This is a genomic window from Thermomonospora echinospora (genome assembly GCF_900108175.1).
Classification (GTDB): domain Bacteria; phylum Actinomycetota; class Actinomycetes; order Streptosporangiales; family Streptosporangiaceae; genus Thermomonospora; species Thermomonospora echinospora.
Map to the genome: position 1 here is coordinate 515282 of NZ_FNVO01000002.1, position 18614 is coordinate 533895.

An 18614-nucleotide genomic window follows, 5' to 3' on the forward strand; every position below is an offset into this window, starting at 1 on the left:
GGTGCTCAGGTGCGTGCCCGGAGGGCTCGGCGAGTGCCGGGCATCGGGTGGTCCGCCGCCGTGACGCTGCCGGTGGGGTCAGCGGCCGTAGCGGTGGTAGACCAGGTAGAGCGCGAGACCGAGGCCGACCAGGATCCCGATCGGGAGCAAAGCCGAGGTGCCCAGCCAGCGATCCAGCAGCCAGCCGATCCCTCCGTACACCGCCATTCCGGACAGGAGGTAGCTCGGGATCGACCAGGCCGCATTGGTGAAACCCTGGTGGTCGGTCTGGTGATCCCAGTCGTCGGGCTGCCGGTCGGGCTGACGCCCCTCCCCGCTCATCGCAGGACGGACCATAGCAGGCCACTCCCCCCATGGTCATATCGAAGTAGTCCCTGGGCCCATGACCCGGCACAGGGATAGCCGTGCACCGGTTCATCATGGGCTCCGGTCGATCGCCGGACCCGACATGGCCTCGGCGCTGGCCCGCCCGGCGGGCTCTTCGGGGGCGTCCACGTAGGGGGTCCTGGTCCGGGTGGTGGTGCGGATCTCGGCGACGACCCAGACGATCGTCAGCACGATGACCGTGTAGGCGAAGACCTTGGGCTCCCAGGCCGTGGCGTCCCGGAACACCGCGATCAGCCCGAACATCACGAAGATCTTGGTGATGTAGCTGAACACCGCGGCGGCGAACATCGCCTGCGGCGAGATCTTGGAGGCATAGCTGACCGCGACCACGCTGACGCTGAAGAAGGCGAGGGCCACGAGGGTCCCGAGCGCGGCGCCGAACGCTCCCTGAGCCCCGGCTACCAGCAGGCCCACCGCGATCGCGGCGGCACCGGCCAGGCCAGTCGGGATCGCGGCGCCACGGAGGACCCGGGCGTCGGAAGAGTGCATGTGGACTCCGGCTGGTCACGGTCTGTGTTCGGCTCTTGCTCGTGAAAGGTATCACAAGCGTTGCGATTGCCCACAATGACCCATCACGTAATGGCACAGCGTCACCAAGGGCCACAAGTGTCACAGGTTCGCCCGAACCGGTTCAAGGTTTGGGCCCGATCCCCTGCGGCACCCTGTCGCGTTCCGGGGGCCAACACCGCGGGTTCACCTGGCCTTCAGCGCGTGTTCACCGGTTGTTCATCCGACCGGCGCGGGTCGCGAGAGTCGCGTCGACGGGACCCCGCCGGGGTGGGCCCGCCCGGCCGCGGACGTCCGCCCTGTTCCGGGCGTTCACCCTGCTCACGGCCGGTCGATCAGCTCGCTGAGCGACGTGCGGACGACTCGCGGGCGGCTTGCGGATGACTCGCGGACGGCTCGTGGGCTGCTCGCCCGCGCACCGGGCGGTCCCGGTCGGAGGCGTCCGGTCAGACGTGCTCGTGCGGGCGCGCCGGGGAGACGGCGCCGGTGGCGGCCTTGGGGCGGCGCCGCCGCCAGGGCTCGGCGATCAGGACCACCGTTCCCGCGACGGCCACCAGACCGGCCACCGAGAGCACCAGCAGAACGGACGGGATAAAGGACAGCCCGACCACGCAGGAGGCCAGCAGGCCGACCCAGAAGTACATCACCAGAACGGCCCTGCGGTGCGAATGCCCGAGCTCCAGAAGGCGGTGGTGCAGGTGCAGTTTGTCGGGCGCGAACGGGGACTTGCCCTGGTTGGTCCGGCGCCATACCGCCAGCAGCATGTCGATGTAGGGAACCGCCATCACCAGCACCACCAAAAGCACCGGCAGGAAGACCGGGATCTGCGTCACCGGGCCGATGACGGCGCTGTCGAACTGCCCGGTCAGCAGGATCGTCGCCCCGCTGAGCAGCAGCCCGATCAGCATCGAGCCGGTGTCGCCCATGAAGATCCGGGCCGGGTTGAAATTGTGCGGCAGGAATCCCAGGCACATCCCGACGAGCACCGCGGCGGTCAGCGTGGCCGGGGTGATACGGGTCAGCCGCTCGGCGAACGACAGCAGCGAGGCATAGGAGAACAGCGCCATCGCGGCGATGCCGACCACCCCGGCGGCCAGCCCGTCGAGCCCGTCCACGAAGTTCACCGCGTTGATGGTGGCGACCACCAGGAAAACGGTCAGCGGCACCCCGTATTCGGGCGGCAGCACCAGCGGCTGGCCATTGGGCAGCGGAATCACGAAAAGCTGGATGCCGTTCATGATGAACAGCCCAGCGGCGGCCACCTGACCGGCGAACTTGGTCAGTGCGTCGATCTCCCACCGGTCATCGGCGATGCCCAGCAGCACGATCAACGTGGCGGCCAGCAGCAGCCCGCGGTCGATGTCGCTGTCCTCGAAGACCCGGCGCATCACCGGCAGCCCGCTGGCCGTCACCAGCCCGCCGACCATGCCGAAGAACATCGCCAGCCCGCCCATCCGGGGGGTGGGGATGGCGTGCACGTCACGGTCGCGGACGGCGGTCATCGCCCCGAACCGCACCGAGAAGGCCCGCACGACGGGAGTGGTCAGGTAGGTGATCACCGCGGCGACGAGCATGACGAGCAGGTACTCGCGCATGGCCGGTGTCCCCCCTTCCCGCCTTCTCGGTCCCGCCGACCACCCGGCGGCCTCTCGGGCCACCGGTCACGCCGCACCCGGGGCCGTGCCGTTCCGCTGTGTAAAGACGCCGCCCGCGGCCGACCGGTTCGCCGGGCGCGGGACAGTGTGACCAACTCTATGCCCGCTGATCCTGCGATGCCTCCCGTTCGGCGGCACCGCCTCGCCGTCCGGCCAAGAAAAGGATCATGCCGGGGGTCAGCAGGCCCAGCCCCACGAGGGCCGGATCGCCCATCGAGGCCGCCCAGACACCGTGCGCCACCACGTCGTCGGCAAGGTCCAGGGCCACCAGGGCGGTCCCGGCCGCCACCAGCGCGGTCCCCGTTCGCCGGCCGGGCCGCCACCGGGGACTCCGAGCACCGGGACGCCATCGCAGAAGGGCCGCCGCACGCCGCCCAGAACGTGGCAGCCACAGCGTCAGAGCGGCGGCGAGGCCCAGGCCCAGCGCCACGTAGCCGGGCCAGGAGGCCGCGAAATGAGGCCGCGCATACCGTGGGGGTGGGACCTGCACCGCACCCTCCGGCAACCGGGCCTTGATCAGCACACTCTCGTGAGGCCGCAGGCCGCCCTGGGTGAAGTCCACGGCGTGCAGACCGTCGCGGTCCCATCCGCAACGGGTGAGCCCGGCGTCGTCCCCGCTCAGGCCCGCGCGCCGCTTCTCCCCCGCCCGGCAGCTGACGCCGAGCGGACGCACCGGCGTCTCGACTCGTACCGACACCTCGCCGATCGGCACGTCCCAGCCCGTCCCGATGGCGTCCCAGTGCAGCTCCGCGTGGCCGTCGGGGAGGGACGTCAGCACGCCCGTCACGTCGTACTCGATGACGTACGCCTGGCGGCCGCTGACCGTGCGGTGCCCGCCGCCCACGCTGATCCGCACCTCGTGCAGCATCTTGGTGGCCTTGACCCGGGCCGGCGCACCGGTGGAACTGCTGGCGCGCACGTCGCGGATGTCGTACAGCCGGTTGTCGACCCGGTACGGGACGCGGCGCACGATGCCGTGCTCGCGTCCCCGAAAGTCGTAGGTGATCGTCTCCCGAACGTGCAGCACGCCGTCGGGGCGGATGGTGAGCACGACGTCGTAGGTCGGGATGCTCTCCCCCGGCAGCCTTTCCTCGGCCGACTCCCGTCCGGCGGCGGCCGCCGGGAACGTCGTGACCTGCGGGGCGGCGGGGACCCGGGCGATCCTCGGGGCCGTCGGGGGGATCGCCGTCGCCGAAGCGGTCACAGCGGCCGAGGCGGGTGAGGCAAGCGAGGCGGGCGGCCCGAGGAAGGCGGCCGCCGGGGGAGCCCCGATCGCGACCACCATTGCCCAGAGCATGTCACGCATACCGCGCACTCTTCCCATCGACCGGCCGCCGACCGGCCCGGCGTTACGAAACGCGTCCCCGAGGTCACCGTGGACCGATCCCACGGTAACGCCCGGACCGGCGCCGCGCCGACGGACCGCGGGGGCGGGTCCGCGACGCGCGAGGGCCCGGCGGTCACCCGCCGGGCCCCGCTCAAGTCCGCTCGGCCCGGTCTACCCGGCCCGTCCGGGATCAGCCCCCTTGTCGAAGGAGACCTGCGAGCCGTCCCCGCCCTTGTCGCCCTCAGCGTCCTTGTCGCCCTTGTCCAGGCCGCCCTCGGCAAGGCCGTCCCTGTCCGAGGCGCCCTTGTCCGAGGCGCCCTTGTCCGAGGCGCCCTTGTCCGGGCTGCCCTCGTTCGGGGTGCTCTCGTCCGGACCGCTCTTGTCCGGGGCACTCTCGTTCAGGTCGTCCTTGGCGAGGGAGATCGGCTGTGCCTGGTCCCCGGACTCGTCCCGCGGCTCGTCCTCGTCCGTCAGCAGGACGCCGACGACGGCGCGGATCTTCTCCTCGGGGACGGCGCCCGCCCGCAGCAGCCGCGGCACCGGCCCGGTGAGGTCCACGATGGTGGACGCCTCGCCCTGGCCCGCCGGCCCGGCGTCCAGGTAGATCGAGACCGACTCGCCGAGCTGCTCCTCGGCCTCCCGGGCGTCGCGGGCGGCCGGGCGGCCCGACAGGTTGGCGCTGCTGACCGCCAGCGGCCCGGTCTCCTTGAGCAGTTCCAGGGCCAGGTCGTGCAGCGGCATCCGCACCGCCACCGTCCCCTTGGTGTCGCCCAGGTCCCACGACAGGTTGCGGTTGGCCCGGCACACCAGCGTCAGCGCCCCCGGCCAGAACTCGTCGATGAGGTCCTGGCCGTAGGTCCCCAGGTCCTCCACCAGCGCGGTGGCGGCCCGTACCGAACCGACCAGCACCGGCGGGGGCATCTGACGGCCCCGGCCCTTGGCGTCCAGCAGCGCCTGGACGGCGACCGGCGTGAAGGCGTCACAGCCGATCCCGTAGACGGTGTCGGTGGGCATCACGATCAGCTCGCCGCGCCGTACCGCCGAGACGGTCTCGGCGATCCCGCGCGTCCGCTCCATCGGCTCCGAGCAGTCATAACGTCGGCTCACGGCGGCCATTCTCGCACTCGTGGGAGGACGCTCGCGCCATCGCGGTCCCCGAGACGGCTCAGTCCCTGCTCAGTCCCGGCTCAGCCGGGCGGTGACGAAGCGGTCCCGGTCGGTCAGATCGCGGCGGTTGCGGACGTCCCGCCAACCGTGCTCCTCGGCGAACACCCAGTAGACGGCGTTGCCCTGCAGGTCGCTGTGCTCGACCGCGACATGGCCGCCGGGGCGCAGCAGCCGGCGGGCGGTGCGCTCCACCACCCGGATGGCGTCCAGCCCGTCGTCGCCACCGCCCCACAGCGCCGCCGCCGGGTCGTGGTCGCGCACGTCCGGCGGCACGTACTCCCACTCGCTCATCGGGATGTACGGGGGGTTGCTGACCACCAGGTCGACGGTGCCGTCCAGCTCGCCGAGGGCGTCGGCGAAGTCGGCCAGATGCAGTCGCACGCGCCCTCGTTCGTCCAGTGCCTCGACGTTGCGGGTGGCGTGAACGAACGCCTTGGGGTCCTTCTCCACCGCGTGCACGCGCGCCCTGGGGGCCTCCTGGGCGATGCTCAGCGCGATGGCCCCCGACCCGGTGCCCAGGTCGACGACCAGCGGGTCCTGTACGTCCATGTCGCGCAGGGTGTCCAGCGCCCAGCCGACCATTACCTCGGTCTCCGGACGCGGGACGAACACCCCGGGCCCCACCTTCAGCTCCAGGAAGCGGAAGAAGGCGCGGCCGGTGATGTGCTGCAGCGGCTCCCCCGCCTCGCGGCGGGCCACGCCCTCCCAGAACCGGGCGTCGAACGCCGAGTCCGGGACGGTGTGCAGTTCGGACCGCTTGACCCCGTGCACGGCGGCGGCCAGCTCCTCGGCGTCGGCGCGGGGCGAGGCGACCCCGGCGTCGGCCAGCCGCGCCGTCGCCCGGGCCACCTCGTCGAGCAGCAGGTTCATGTTCCCTGGGCTTCGGCCAGTCTGCGCTCGGTGTCGGCGTCGACCAGCGCCTGGATCACGTTGTGCAGGTCGCCGTCGAGCACCTGATCGAGGTTGTAGGCCTTGTAGCCGACCCGGTGGTCGGAGATCCGGTTCTCCGGGAAGTTGTAGGTGCGCACCCGCTCGGAGCGGTCGACCGTGCGGACCTGGCTCTTGCGCTCGGCCGCGGCGGCCGCGTCGGCCTCCTCCTGCGCCATCGCCAGCAGCCGGGAGCGCAGGATGCGCAGTGCCTGCTCCTTGTTCTGCAGCTGGCTCTTCTCGTTCTGGCAGGAGACGACCACGCCGGTCGGCAGGTGGGTGATACGCACCGCCGAGTCGGTGGTGTTGACGCTCTGCCCGCCGGGCCCGGACGAACGGTAGACGTCGATGCGCAGGTCGTTCGGGTCGATCTGGACGTCCACCTCCTCGGCCTCGGGGGTGACGAGCACCCCGGCGGCGCTGGTGTGGATGCGGCCCTGCGACTCGGTGACCGGCACCCGCTGCACCCGGTGCACGCCGCCCTCGAACTTCAGCCGCGCCCAGGCGCCGCCCTCGTCGTCGGCCCCGGGACGGGCCTTCACCGCGACGGTGACGTCCTTGTAGCCGCCCAGGTCGGACGGCTGGGAGGCGATGATCTCGGTCTTCCAGCCGATGCGCTCGGCGTAGCGCAGGTACATGCGCAGCAGGTCGCCGGCGAACAACGCCGACTCCTCGCCGCCCTCGCCCGCCTTGATCTCCAGGATGACGTCCTTGTCGTCGTTGGGATCGCGCGGGACGAGCAGCTTGCGCAGCCGCTCCTCCAGCTCGGCCCGGCGGCCCTCCAGCTCGGTGGCCTCCGCGGCGAACGTGGCGTCCTCGGTCGCCAGCTCGCGCGCGGTGGCCAGGTCGTCGGTGACGGTGCGCACCTGCCGGACCGTCTCGACGATGGGCCGCAGCTGGGCATAGCGCTTGCCCAGCCGGCGCGCCGTGTTCTGGTCGGCGTGCACGGCCGGGTCGGCCAGCCTGCCTTCGATGTCGGCGTACTCGCCGATCAGCTCGTCGAGGTTCACGGTGTCGGTCCCGTAGAAAGGTCCGCCCTGGGGCGGACCCCGAGCGGCCCGGGGACGCACGGTCCCCGGGCCGCTCGTGCCATTGCCTGGAGGTCTGGGGTCGGGGTGTTACTTCTTGTCGCCGGCCCGCTTGCCGAAGCGCTTCTCGAAGCGCGCCACCCGGCCGCCGGTGTCCAGGATCTTCTGCTTGCCCGTGTAGAACGGGTGGCAGTTGGAGCACACGTCGGCGTGGATCACGCCGTTGGCGGCGGTGCTGCGGGTCTCGAAGGTGTTACCGCACGTGCACGTCACGGTGGTGACGACGTAGTCGGGGTGGATGCCAGACTTCAAGGTCTCTCCTCGCATAGGGCGGTCGCCGGGTCGCCTCTCGGCCGCACGCGCGTGACACGGGGCCGGGCAGCGTGAACCGGTACCGCAGCGGTTGCACTCCAAGTGTGCCAGATGCGACAACGTGCCGAGGTCACCGGGCATTCCCCGGCACGGGCCCCGAGTACGGCCCGGTCAGGCGGCCCCGAGGAAGGCCAGCACCGCCATCACCCGACGGTGGTCGTGCTGGGTGGGCGGCAGGTCCAGCTTGAGGAAGATGTTGGAGATGTGCTTTTCCACGGCCCCCTCGGTGACCACCAGTTCCCGGGCGATGGCCGCGTTCGAGCGGCCCTCGGCCATCAGCCCCAGCACCTCCCGCTCGCGGGGCGTCAGCGCCTCCAGCCGGTCCCCGTCGCGCCGCCGGCCCAGCAACTGGCCGATCACCTCCGGGTCGATCATCGTGCCCCCGGCCGCGATCCGCCGTACCGCGTCGATGAACTCCCCGACGTCGGACACCCGCTCCTTGAGCAGGTACCCGACCCCCTGGGCGCCGCCCCCGAGCAGGTCCGTGGCGTAGCGCTCCTCCACGTACTGCGACAGCACCAGGATCGGCTGCCTGGGGCGGCTCTGCCGCACCCGCAGTGCCGCCCGCAGCCCCTCGTCGGTGAACGAGGGCGGCATCCGCACGTCCACGATCGCCAGATCCGGCCGGTGCTCCTGCACCGTCTCCAGCAGCCCCGGCCCGTCGCCGACCACGGCCACCGTCTCGATGCCGGCGTCGGCCAGCAGCCGCACCAGCCCTTCCCGCAACAACACCGAGTCTTCCGCGATCACCACCCGCATGCCCCTCACCTTAGGCCGCGCCCCGGCCGGCCGGCTCAGCCGCCGACCGGCGCCGGGCGCCGCCCGCGCGAGGGCGCCGTGCGGCGGCCGCTCACCACGTGCAGGGCAGGTCGGCGCGGATCACGGTGGGTCCGCCGGGAGGGCTGTCGACGGTGAGGATGCCATCGATGGTGGCGGCGCGGTCGGCCAGGCCGGCCAGGCCGCCGCCGGGGGTGGACGTCGCGCCGCCCACGCCGTTGTCGGTCACCTCGACGACCACCCAGTGCGTCTCGCGGGTGATCCGGACCGACGCCCGGGTGGCGCGGGCGTACTTGGCGATGTTGGCCAGCGACTCGGCGACGATGAAGTAGGCGATGCTCTCCACCGCGGCCGGGGGCCGTTCGGGCAGGTCCACCTCGACCAGCACCGGCACCGGGGCGCGGGCGGCCAGGCCGGAGATCGCCGGGTCCAGGCCGCGGTCGGTCAGGATCGCCGGGTAGATCCCACGGGCCAAGTCGCGCAGCTCGGCGATGGCCTCCTTGGTGCCCGCGTGGGCCTGCTCGATGAGCGCTCGGGCGCCCTCGGGATCGTCGTCGAGCTTGGCGCGGGCCCGGCCGATGTCCATCGCCACCGCCAGCAGCCGCTGCTGGGCGCCATCGTGCAGGTCCCGCTCGATCCGGCGCCGCTCGGCCTCGGCGGCGTCCACCCCGCGCGCCCGGCTGGCCTGCAGGTGCTCGGCGCGCGCCTGCAGCCGCACCCGCTCGGCCTGGTCCCGGCCCGCCCCCAGCAGGAACACCCCGTACAGGGCGTGCAGCACGGCCATGCCGCGGGTCACGTACATCGCCACCAGCAGCAGGACGACGCCGACCGCGCTCATCGGCAGGGCGGTCAGCGGATCGTCGGCCGTGTAGAACAGCCAGTCCCCGAAGTTGATCACCGCGCGGTCCTTGACCACCACGATCGCCGGCAGAAACAGGAAACTCCCCGCCATCCCCCACACGGCCACCGACACCACGAACTCGGCGATCCCGATCGGGAACCGCAGCCCCAGGTAGGCCAGGTCCTTCCAGGTGGCCGGGTCGGTCGCCATCGCCCGCCACCTGCGCAACAGCCCGGACGACGGGGGCATGGGCCGGTACGGGTCGGGCACGGTGACCCCGAACCCCGCCCGCAGCAGCCGCCGCTCCAGCATCGCCCCGCCCCGCCAGATCAGCATCACCGCCGCCAGCAGCGGCACCCCGACCCAGATGACCAGCAGTCCGGCCGACAGCGCCAGGCCCACCACCAGGAACACGAACCAGGCGAGCCCGAAGCCCAGGCTCGTCGCCAGATACACCGCGGCCCGCCAGGTCAGCGACGAGCGCACCATCGCCGACGGGCGCCATGACGCCATCACGATCCGCCTCGCCCCGCCGGGCGCGGCCACGCCGGTCAACTCGCTCACGTCCCGCCCTCCATGCCGCCTTCACGGTACGGCCCAAGCCTGCTGGACACGGCGCGGCCGCACCATGCGGCGGACCGCCCTCCCCGGGGTGGGGCTACCCCTACCCGCCCGCCGGATCCGCCCGCCGGAAACGGGGGGAAACGGGCGACGCCCCGGGAGGCGGGGCCTTCCGGGGCGTCGCGGGCGGTGCGGTGCCGGTCAGTCGCGGTCGGCGACCGTGGTCTTCTGCACCTGGAGCAGGAACTCCGCGTTGGACTTGGTCTCCTTCATCTTCTCCAGCAGGAGTTCCAAAGCCTGCTGGGTCTCCAGGGCGTGCAGGACGCGGCGCAGCTGCCAGACGACCCGCAGCTCCTCGGGAGCCATCAGGATCTCCTCCTTGCGGGTGCCGGAGGCGTCCACGTCCACGGCGGGGAAGATCCGCTTGTCGGCGAGCTGGCGGTTGAGCTTGAGCTCCATGTTGCCGGTGCCCTTGAACTCCTCGAAGATGACCTCGTCCATCCGAGATCCGGTCTCCACCAGGGCGGTGGCGAGGATGGTCAGCGAGCCGCCGTTCTCGATGTTGCGGGCGGCGCCGAAGAACCGCTTGGGCGGGTACAGCGCGGTGGAGTCGACACCACCGGACAGGATCCGCCCGGACGCCGGGGCCGCCAGGTTGTAGGCGCGGCCCAGCCGGGTGATGGAGTCCAGCAGCACGACGACGTCGTGGCCCAGCTCCACCAGCCGCTTGGCCCGCTCGATGGCCAGCTCGGCAACCGTGGTGTGGTCCTCGGCCGGCCGGTCGAAGGTCGAGTGGATGACCTCGCCCTTGACCGACCGCTGCATGTCGGTGACCTCTTCGGGCCGCTCGTCCACCAGCACGACCATCAGGTGGCACTCGGGGTTGTTCTTGGTGATCGCGTTGGCGATCGCCTGCAGCACCATGGTCTTGCCCGCCTTGGGCGGCGAGACGATCAGGCCGCGCTGGCCCTTGCCGATCGGCGAGACCAGGTCGATGATCCGGGTGGTCAGCACGCCGGGGTCGGTCTCCAGGCGCAGCCGCTCCTGCGGGTACAGCGGGGTGAGCTTGGAGAACTCCACCCGGCCGCGGGCCTGCTCGGGCTCCATCCCGTTGATGGTGTCCAGGCGGACCAGCGCGTTGAACTTCTCCCGGCGCTCGCCCTCGCGCGGCTGGCGCACGGCGCCGGTGACCACGTCGCCCTTGCGCAGGCCGTTCTTGCGGACCTGGGCCAGGGAGACGTACACGTCGTTGGGGCCGGGCAGGTAGCCGGTGGTGCGCACGAACGCGTAGTTGTCGAGGATGTCCAGGATGCCGGCCACCGGGATCAGGACGTCGTCCTCGTTGATCACCGGCTCCTCGTAGCGCTCGCCACGGCCGCCCCGGCCCCGGTTGCGCTCGCGGAAACGGCGGCCCCGGCGGCCCCGGCCGCCCTCGCCCTCGTCGTCGTGCTGGCCGCCACCGCCCTGGTTGCGGCGCTGACCGCCCTGCTCGCCGCGGTCACCGCGATCACCGCGGTCGCTGCGGTCACCGCGGTCGCTGCGGTCACCGCGGTCGCTGCGGTCACCGCGGTCGCTGCGCTCACCACGCTCGCCGCGGTCACGGCCGTTGCGGCCGCGCTGGCGGCCCTCGCGGCCGCCGCTCTCACCGTCCTCGCCGGCGGAGGCGGCCCGGTTGCGCTCACCGCGCTCACCGCGCTCACCGCGCTCACCGCGCTCACCGCGGTCGGTACGGTCGGCGCGCTCGCTCCGGTCGGCACGCTCGCCCTTGTCGGCGCTCTCGGCGCGCTCGGGCTTGTCGGCCCTGTCGAGCTTGTCAGCCTTGTCGGCCTTGTCGAGCCTGTCCTTGTCGGACTTGTCGGCCGGCCGGACGCCGTCGGCGACGGTGAGCTGCTCGCCCTCCTCGCGCTTGACGGCGCGGGTGCGGCGGGTGCGCGCGGGGCGGCTCTCGGCCGTGGCGGCGACCTCGTTGTGCTCCTCGGAGCGGGGAGCGGCCTCCTCGGCCTTGGCGGCCTTCCGCTCGGCCTTCGGCTCCGCCTTGGCGGTGCTCGGCGCGGCCGTGACGGGGCCGCCCTGCTTGGCCTCGATGGCGGCGATGAGCTGGCTCTTGCGCATGCCGGTGGTGCCGGTGATGCCGAGCTGGGACGCCAGCGCCTTGAGTTCGGGCAGCACCAGGGCCGACAGGCCGGTGCCGGAGCGCCGGCGCCGGGGCGCGGCCTGCTCCGGCCGGCTCGCCGTGTCCGCCGCTGCGGGGCTAGTAGCGTCCGTAAGGAGTTCGCTGGATTCGCTCACTAAGGGTCCTTCCCAGGGAGCGGGTGTTGGCCCTCGTCGGCCAGGCAACCCGATGATGCGATCCGGCGGGGGCGCCAGATCGAGCTCTGCCGATCACGATGGGGTCGCCATCGGCGATGTCTGGACACAGCCAGATGATGGTCGGGACGGTTCTCGCGCCATCCCCGATTCCGCGACGCCTGAAGCTTCGCCGGGATGCCGGACAGCGGGAAGTCACGGTGTCGGGGAGCCACATGCGCGGGGCAGGTGTGGCACGAGGGCCGACCTGACGGTGCGTGGCTGACGAGCACCCGGCCCCGAGCGGGGCATCTGGTGCGGTAATCAGCCTAACATCACCCGAGCACACTGCTATTCCCCAGCGTTCGATGTCATTCGCGTGTCACGGACCGGGCGGCTGAACGCATGCGCCATGGGGGTCGACGTTCAGCGAGTGTTTGTGCCATCCGGTACCCACTTCCAGGCCGATCGAATCAACCCGTGAGGCGGTTGTGAACGCCAGGACAGTCGGCCCGGCGCCGGAGATCACCGCCGGCACGCCCGCCGCCCGCAGCCGGTCGACCAGCGCCGCCGACTCCGGCATCGCCGGAGCCCGGTATCCCTGGTGCAGCCGGTCCTCGGTGGCCGCCAGCAGCACGCCCTCGTCCAGACCACCGGTCAGCGCGGCGATCAGCAGCGCCGCCCGTCCGGCGTTGGCGGCCGCGTCCTCGTGGGGCACGGTCTGCGGCAACAGCCCGCGGGCCCGTTCGGTGGCGAGCGTGCGGTCAGGGACGAACACGGTGACCCGGCGGGCCAGGTCCAGCCGTACCGTGCGCGGCCCGTCCGGCCCGCTCCAGGCGATGGTAAGCCCGCCGTACAGGCACGGCGCAACGTTGTCGGGGTGCCCCTCGATCTCGGTGGCCAGCGCCAGCGCCGCCGCGTCGTCCAGCAGGCCGCCGTGCGGATGCAGCGCCCGGGCCGCGGTGATCCCGGCGATGATCGCCGCCGAGGACGAGCCCAGCCCGCGGCTGTGCGGGATGCGGTTGACGCAGTGCAGCCGGAGGCCGGGGGGCCGGCCGAGGCCGGATCCGGCCAGCTCGTCGAGCAGTTCGAAGGTCCGGCGCAGCACCTTGACGATCAGGTGTCGTTCGCCCCGGCCGGCCACCTCGGCGCCCTCGCCGTCCACCTCGATGGACAGCCCACCCTTGGTGACCTCGACCGTGACGTCGTCGTACAGGGTGAGCGCCAGGCCCAGCGAGTCGAAGCCGGGGCCGAGATTGGCGCTGGTGGCGGGAACCCGGACCCGCGCGAGCCGGTTCCAGCCGGCGTTCACACGCGCTCCCCGCTCACCGTCGGCGCTTGGTGGCACATACGTTCCTCGTTCCTCGTTCCGCGCGCCCGATCACCGGCTCCCGGCGCGCCGCGGGCGCACGCTCTCCGGGTCGCTCACGCCAGGCCGAGCGCGGACGCGGCGGCGTGCGCGTCGACCTTGACGGTCGTGGGGGCGGGTGCCCCGGAGATCGCCCAGTCGGGGTCCTTGAGACCGTTTCCAGTCACCGTGCAGACCACCCGCTGCCCGGCCTCCAGCAGCCCCTCCTCGCGGGCCTGCAGCACCCCGGCGACGCTGGCGGCGGAGGCGGGCTCGACGAACACGCCCTCCTCGCGGGCCAGCAGCCGGTAGGCGGCCAGGATCTGCCGGTCGGTGACCGACTCGATCGCGCCGCCGGACCGGTCGCGGGCGGCCACGGCCAGGTCCCAGGACGCCGGGTTGCCGATGCGGATCGCGGTGGCGATCGTCTGCGGCTTGGCGACCGGCTCGCCCCGCACGAACGGGGCCGCGCCGCTGGCCTGGAAGCCCAACATGCGCGGGGCCCTGGTGGCCACGCCGTCGGCGGCGTACTCGCTGTACCCCATCCAGTAGGCGGAGATGTTGCCGGCGTTGCCGACGGGCAGGCAGTGCACGTCCGGGGCATCGCCGAGGGCGTCCACGATCTCGAACGCGGCGGTCTTCTGCCCCTGGAGGCGGTACTTGTTGACCGAGTTGACCAGGGCGACCGGGTAGTCGACGGCCAGCTTACGGGCCAGCTCCAGGCAGTCGTCGAAGTTGCCGTCCACCTGCAGCAGCCGGGCCCCGTGCACCAGCGCCTGCGCCAGCTTGCCCATCGCGATCTTGCCCTGCGGCACCAGCACCGCGCAGGTCATGCCGGCCCGGACCGCGTAGGCGGCGGCCGACGCCGAGGTGTTGCCGGTGGACGCGCAGATCACCGCCTTGGCGCCCTCCTCGGCGGCCTTGCTGATCGCCATGGTCATGCCGCGGTCCTTGAACGACCCGGTGGGGTTGGCGCCCTCCACCTTCAGGTAGACCTCACAGCCCGTCAGCTGGGAGATCCGTGACGCGGGCAGCAACGGGGTGCCGCCTTCGAGCAGGGTGACGACGGGCGTCGCGTCGGTCACCGGGAGCCGGTCGCGGTACTCGGTGATGAGGCCGCGCCAAGCCCTGTTCATGAGATCTCCCCATAGGTGTTGACCTGCTGTGTCGTGCCGCAGTGTAGAGCCGAACCGGATGTGCCGGGACGGGTCAGGGCGCCTCGTCGGCCTCGACCCGCATCACGCTGGCGACCTCCCGGACGATGTCCATGCGCTGCAGCCCCTCCACGGTGGCGGCCAGCGCCGCGTCCGGTGCCCGGTGCGTGACCACGACCAGTTTCGCGTCGTTGCCGTACCCCTCCTGCCGGACCGCCTGGATCGACACGTCGTGCCGCGCGAACAGCTCGGCGACCTGGGCCAGGACGCCGGAACGGTCGGCCACGTCCAGCTGGACGTAGTAGCGCGTGACGGTCTCGCCCATCGGCAGCACGGGCAGCTCGGCGTAGGTCACCTCGACTGGCCCCCGCGTCCCGCCGACCCGGTTGCGGGCCACCGCCACCAGGTCGCCGAGCACGGCGGAGGCGGTCGGCGCCCCGCCGGCGCCGGCCCCGTAGAACATCAGCGACCCGGCCGACTGGGCCTCCACGAACACGGCGTTGTAGGCCTCGCGGACGCTGGCCAGCGGGTGCGAGCGCGGGATCATCGCCGGGTAGACGCGCACCGAGACCCCGCGCCCGCCGTTGCTGCCGTCCGGGTCGGGCACGCGCTCGCAGATCGCCAGCAGCTTGACCACGCTGTTCATCGCCTTGGCCCCGGCCACGTCGGCGGCGGTGACCTCGGTGATGCCCTCCCGGTGCACGTCGGCGGCGCTCACCGGGGTGTGGAACGCCAGCTGGGCCAGGATCGCCGCCTTGGCCGCCGCGTCGAAGCCCTCCACGTCGGCGGTGGGGTCGGCCTCCGCGTAGCCGAGGCTCTGCGCCTCCTCCAGCGCGTCGGTGAAGGAGGCGCCGAAGGTGTCCATCTGGTCGAGGATGTAGTTGGTGGTGCCGTTGACGATCCCGATCACCCGCTTGACATGGTCGCCGACCAGCGACTCGCGCAGCGGGCGCAGCAGCGGGATCGCCCCGGCCACCGCAGCCTCGTAGTACAGGTCGGCGCCGTACTCGCGGGCCGCCCCGAAGACGGTCTCCCCGTCCTCGGCCAGCAGCGCCTTGTTGGCGGTGACCACCGACTTGCCCGCCTTCATGGCCGCCAGCAGCAGCGAGCGGGCCGGCTCGATGCCGCCGATCACCTCGACCACGATGTCCACGTCGTCGCGGGTGACCAGGCTCATGGCGTCGGTCGTCAGCAGCCCGGGGTCCACGTGCTCGCGCGCCCGCTCCGGCCGCCGCACGGCGACGCCGGCCAGCTCCAGCGGAGCGCCGACCCGCGCCGTGAGGTCGGCGGCCTGCTCGCGCAGCAGCCTGACCACCTCGGAACCGACGGTCCCGCAGCCCAGCAGGGCCACCCGCAGGGGTTTCACCCTCTATACCTCCGCATCCAGCCGGAGCAGGTCTTCCTCGGTCTCCCGCCGGACCAGGACCCGCGCCTCGCCGTCCCGCACCGCCACCACCGCGGGGCGCGGGACGAAGTTGTAGTTACTGGCCATCGATCGACAGTACGCACCGGTGGCCGCCACCGCCACGATGTCACCGGCCGTCACGTCCCGCGGCAGCCACAGGTCGCGCACGACGATGTCACCGCTCTCACAGTGCTTGCCGACCAGCCTGCTGAGCATGGGCTCGGCCGCCGACGATCGGCTGGCCAGCACGCAGCTGTACTCGGCGCCGTACAACGCGGTGCGCAGGTTGTCGCTCATCCCGCCGTCCACCGAGACGTACGTGCGCAGGCCCTCGACGTCCTTGACGGTGCCGACCTCGTACAGGGTAACCCCGCCCGGCCCGACGATCGCCCGGCCCGGCTCCACCGTGATCCGTGGCATGGCCAGCCCGTAGGCCCGGCACTCGCGGGCCACGATGGCGCGCAGCGAGTCGGCGATCGCCTTCGGGTCGTGCGGCTCGTCCCCCGGCAGGTAGGCGATGCCGTAGCCGCCGCCCAGGTCCAGCTCGGGCAGTTCCAGGCTGTGCTCGTCGCGGATGGCCACCAGCAGCTCGGCCAGCCGGTGCGCGGCCACCTCGAAGCCGTCGGTGTCGAAGATCTGCGACCCGATGTGCGAGTGCAGCCCCACCAGCTCCAGCTGCCCCAGCTCCAGCACCCGCCGCACGGCCTCCAGCGCCGCGCCGCTGGTCCGGGAGAAGCCGAACTTCTGGTCGTCGTGCGCGGTGGCGATGAACTCGTGGGTGTGCGCCTCCACGCCGGTGGTCACCCGGATCATGACCCGGGGCCGCACGCCCCTCTCCTGCGCCAGGTAGCCCAGCCGGGCGATCTCCTCGAAGGAGTCGACCACGACCCGGCCCACGCCGACCTCCAGGCCCCTGGCGAGCTCGGCCATCGACTTGTTGCTGCCGTGCATCGTGATCTTCTCCGGGGGGAACCCCGCGGCCAGCGCGACCGCCAGCTCCCCGCCGGAGCACACGTCCAGGCCCAGGCCCTCCTCGTCCAGCCACCTGGCCAGCGCGGTGCACAGGAACGCCTTGCCCGCGTAGTGGACCTCACCGTCGTGGAACGCCGCCGCGTACTCCCTGGCGCGCTGACGCACGTCCTCCTCGTCGTACACGAACAGCGGCGTGCCGAACCGGGCCGCCAGGTCGCGCACGTCCAGCCCGCCGATCGTCAGCGCGCCGTCCTCGCGGTGCGCCGACCGGGGCCAGACGTGGGGGTCCAGATGGTTCGGATCCGCCGGCGGCGGCAGCGGGTGGTCCTCCGGCAGTACGTCCGCGTACCGCGACCCCGCCGGGTGCACCCGGCTCATCCGCCCGCTCCGTGTCGAATGCTCATATGCGCTCTCTAGGACTCTCACCGATCATGTTCAGGGCGTTGGTCAAGGCGATGCGCACCGCCTCCGCCAGCGTGCGGCGGGCGGCGTGCACCGCCCCGGGTTTCTCGTCGCCGGCGGGCAGCGCCGAGCACTGCTCGAACACCCGGTGGTAGGCGTCGGCGACGCGCTCCAGATGGCGTTCCAGCGGCACCGCGTCCCGCTCCCGCACCGCCTGTTCCACCCTGCTGGGCAGCTCCGCCAGCAGGGCCAGCAACACGCCCTCCCGCGGCTCTTGGAGGAACCGTGGATCGCCCAGGGGGATTCCCAGATCCTCGGCCCGCCGCTGGACCGCCGCCGCCCTGGCGTAGGCGTAACGCACCGAGAATCCCGGGTTGTCGAAGGTCCGGGGGCGGTCGGGCCAGCCCCCTTCCAGAACCGTCCCCTCGACCCGCCCGTAGGAGGCTCCGGCGGCGATGACGCCTGCGGCCAGCGCCCCCGGCTCCTCGACGGTGATGGTCAGGAACCCCGGCCCGGTGACCCGGACGTCCCGCAGCCCCGGCCGTCCCACCAGCCGCCCGGCGATCGTCTTCGCCACCTCGGCGGCCGGGCGCCGTTCCCGCGCCGCCAGCCGCAGCGCCACCGGCGTGCCGTACTCCCCGACGCCGAAGCCGCTCAGGGGGGCCTCGGCGGGCACCGGGGCGGCGAGCTCACCGGCGTCCACGGCGTCCCGCACCGCGGCCACGACGGCACCGCTCACATCGGCTGGAGTCACCTACGTGAGACTAGCCGACCACTATGTGGACAATCGCCCGGATTCCACGAGCTCCCGCACGGTCCGGATCAGCTCGTCGGGGTCGAACGGCTTGGTGATGTAGGCGTCCACCCCGATGTCGTGGCCTCGGCGGATGTCGTGGTCCTGGGCCCGCGCGGTGATCATCACCACCCGGATCCCCCGGGTCGCTACATCCTCCCGCAGCCGGACCGCGGTCACCCACCCGTCCAGCCGCGGCATCATCACATCCAGCGTGATCACGTCCGGCGCCACCTCGGCCACCTTGTCCAGGCAGTCCTGCCCGTCCACGGCGGTGGCCACCTCGAACCCCTCCAGTTGCAGGTTCACGGCGATGAGCTGCCTGATCACCTCATCGTCGTCCACCACCAGCACCCGGCCCAGCGGCCGCCCCCCGGCCCGCCCCTCCACCTCGCTCACGGCCGCGAGGCTAGTCCACTCCCCGTCCGGGCGCACCAGGATCAATCAGGTGCGCTTCACCCCGCCAACCCTGGTAGCCTTTTCCCGCACCCGGCGAACACCGCCGGTGCACGTGCCGCCCCCTTAGCTCAGGGGATAGAGCAACGGCCTCCGGAGCCGTGTGCGCAGGTTCGAATCCTGCAGGGGGCACCCGAGATGATCAGCCCGAACCCCGGTTGACCTGCTGAGACAGTGGTCACCGGGGTTTCGTGTGTGTGCAGCCATGCGCCACCGGATGCCATGATCTGTCATGGTTCCCGGAATATT

Annotated in this window: 17 protein-coding genes and 1 tRNA gene; 1 reads left to right on the top strand and 17 read right to left on the bottom strand. The window is 72.3% G+C overall.

What is annotated here, in order from left to right; translation table 11 throughout:
* Nucleotides 1-78: 78 nt before the first annotated feature.
* The 17 genes from C4U03_RS06680 to C4U03_RS06760 form a co-directional block, all read right to left on the bottom strand.
* Nucleotides 79-321, bottom strand: coding sequence for an AtpZ/AtpI family protein (locus tag C4U03_RS06680; protein WP_235017677.1), 243 nt, complete (start codon nucleotides 319-321; stop codon nucleotides 79-81).
* Nucleotides 322-417: 96 nt separating this feature from the next.
* Nucleotides 418-876: a hypothetical protein gene (locus tag C4U03_RS06685; protein ID WP_103936746.1), complete on the bottom strand. Its 459-nt coding sequence runs from the start codon at nucleotides 874-876 to the stop codon at nucleotides 418-420.
* Nucleotides 877-1340: 464 nt separating this feature from the next.
* Nucleotides 1341-2489, bottom strand: coding sequence for an MraY family glycosyltransferase (locus tag C4U03_RS06690; RefSeq protein ID WP_103936747.1), 1149 nt, complete (start codon nucleotides 2487-2489; stop codon nucleotides 1341-1343).
* Between the two features lie 157 nt (nucleotides 2490-2646).
* Complete coding sequence (locus tag C4U03_RS06695; RefSeq protein ID WP_103936748.1) at nucleotides 2647-3855, bottom strand: DUF2207 domain-containing protein; 1209 nt, start codon at nucleotides 3853-3855, stop codon at nucleotides 2647-2649.
* Between the two features lie 192 nt (nucleotides 3856-4047).
* Nucleotides 4048-4983, bottom strand: coding sequence for an L-threonylcarbamoyladenylate synthase (locus C4U03_RS06700; RefSeq protein WP_103936977.1), 936 nt, complete (start codon nucleotides 4981-4983; stop codon nucleotides 4048-4050).
* Nucleotides 4984-5052: 69 nt separating this feature from the next.
* Nucleotides 5053-5913 carry a peptide chain release factor N(5)-glutamine methyltransferase gene (gene prmC, locus C4U03_RS06705; protein ID WP_103936749.1) on the bottom strand — a complete coding sequence of 287 codons (861 nt, stop codon included), beginning with the start codon at nucleotides 5911-5913 and terminating at the stop codon, nucleotides 5053-5055.
* The gene (gene prfA, locus C4U03_RS06710) at nucleotides 5910-6980 is read right to left on the bottom strand and encodes a peptide chain release factor 1 (protein ID WP_103936750.1); all 1071 of its coding nucleotides are present in this window, start codon (nucleotides 6978-6980) and stop codon (nucleotides 5910-5912) included. Before prfA ends, prmC begins: the two co-directional genes overlap by 4 nt.
* A gap of 108 nt (nucleotides 6981-7088) precedes the next feature.
* Complete coding sequence (gene rpmE, locus C4U03_RS06715; RefSeq protein ID WP_103936751.1) at nucleotides 7089-7310, bottom strand: 50S ribosomal protein L31; 222 nt, start codon at nucleotides 7308-7310, stop codon at nucleotides 7089-7091.
* Between the two features lie 171 nt (nucleotides 7311-7481).
* Nucleotides 7482-8129, bottom strand: a complete 648-nt coding sequence (locus C4U03_RS06720) for a response regulator transcription factor (RefSeq protein ID WP_103936752.1) — start codon at nucleotides 8127-8129, stop codon at nucleotides 7482-7484.
* Between the two features lie 91 nt (nucleotides 8130-8220).
* A complete protein-coding gene (locus tag C4U03_RS06725; protein WP_235017678.1) occupies nucleotides 8221-9552 on the bottom strand; it encodes a sensor histidine kinase in 1332 nt (443 codons plus the stop codon).
* A 198-nt stretch (nucleotides 9553-9750) separates the two neighbouring features.
* Nucleotides 9751-11838 carry a transcription termination factor Rho gene (gene rho, locus C4U03_RS06730; protein ID WP_103936753.1) on the bottom strand — a complete coding sequence of 696 codons (2088 nt, stop codon included), beginning with the start codon at nucleotides 11836-11838 and terminating at the stop codon, nucleotides 9751-9753.
* A 379-nt stretch (nucleotides 11839-12217) separates the two neighbouring features.
* Nucleotides 12218-13147, bottom strand: a complete 930-nt coding sequence (gene thrB, locus C4U03_RS06735; protein WP_103936754.1) for a homoserine kinase — start codon at nucleotides 13145-13147, stop codon at nucleotides 12218-12220.
* 113 nt (nucleotides 13148-13260) lie between these two features.
* The gene (thrC, locus tag C4U03_RS06740) at nucleotides 13261-14319 is read right to left on the bottom strand and encodes a threonine synthase (protein WP_103936755.1); all 1059 of its coding nucleotides are present in this window, start codon (nucleotides 14317-14319) and stop codon (nucleotides 13261-13263) included.
* Nucleotides 14320-14392: 73 nt separating this feature from the next.
* Entirely contained in the window at nucleotides 14393-15703 is a 1311-nt protein-coding gene (locus C4U03_RS06745; protein WP_103936756.1) for a homoserine dehydrogenase, read from the bottom strand.
* Nucleotides 15704-15706: 3 nt separating this feature from the next.
* Nucleotides 15707-17092: a diaminopimelate decarboxylase gene (gene lysA, locus C4U03_RS06750; protein ID WP_103936757.1), complete on the bottom strand. Its 1386-nt coding sequence runs from the start codon at nucleotides 17090-17092 to the stop codon at nucleotides 15707-15709.
* Between the two features lie 22 nt (nucleotides 17093-17114).
* On the bottom strand, nucleotides 17115-17870 hold the full coding sequence (locus C4U03_RS06755; protein ID WP_103936758.1) for a DALR anticodon-binding domain-containing protein: 756 nt from the start codon (nucleotides 17868-17870) through the stop codon (nucleotides 17115-17117).
* A 21-nt stretch (nucleotides 17871-17891) separates the two neighbouring features.
* Nucleotides 17892-18263, bottom strand: a complete 372-nt coding sequence (locus C4U03_RS06760; RefSeq protein WP_103936979.1) for a response regulator transcription factor — start codon at nucleotides 18261-18263, stop codon at nucleotides 17892-17894.
* Nucleotides 18264-18425: 162 nt separating this feature from the next.
* Between C4U03_RS06760 and C4U03_RS06765 the strand changes: the two genes are divergently transcribed.
* Nucleotides 18426-18497, top strand: a tRNA-Arg gene (locus tag C4U03_RS06765).
* The last annotated feature ends 117 nt before the right edge of the window (nucleotides 18498-18614 follow it).

Bases quoted from the DNA above. Each gene is read 5' to 3' on its own strand.
- C4U03_RS06685 (WP_103936746.1), bottom strand. From the start codon at position 876: ATGCACTCTTCCGACGCCCGGGTCCTCCGTGGCGCCGCGATCCCGACT.
- prmC (WP_103936749.1), bottom strand. From the start codon at position 5,913: ATGAACCTGCTGCTCGACGAGGTGGCCCGGGCGACGGCGCGGCTGGCC.
- thrC (WP_103936755.1), bottom strand. From the start codon at position 14,319: ATGAACAGGGCTTGGCGCGGCCTCATCACCGAGTACCGCGACCGGCTC.
- C4U03_RS06720 (WP_103936752.1), bottom strand. From the start codon at position 8,129: ATGCGGGTGGTGATCGCGGAAGACTCGGTGTTGTTGCGGGAAGGGCTG.
- C4U03_RS06695 (WP_103936748.1), bottom strand. From the start codon at position 3,855: ATGCGTGACATGCTCTGGGCAATGGTGGTCGCGATCGGGGCTCCCCCG.
- C4U03_RS06680 (WP_235017677.1), bottom strand. From the start codon at position 321: ATGAGCGGGGAGGGGCGTCAGCCCGACCGGCAGCCCGACGACTGGGAT.
- lysA (WP_103936757.1), bottom strand. From the start codon at position 17,092: ATGAGCCGGGTGCACCCGGCGGGGTCGCGGTACGCGGACGTACTGCCG.
- C4U03_RS06690 (WP_103936747.1), bottom strand. From the start codon at position 2,489: ATGCGCGAGTACCTGCTCGTCATGCTCGTCGCCGCGGTGATCACCTAC.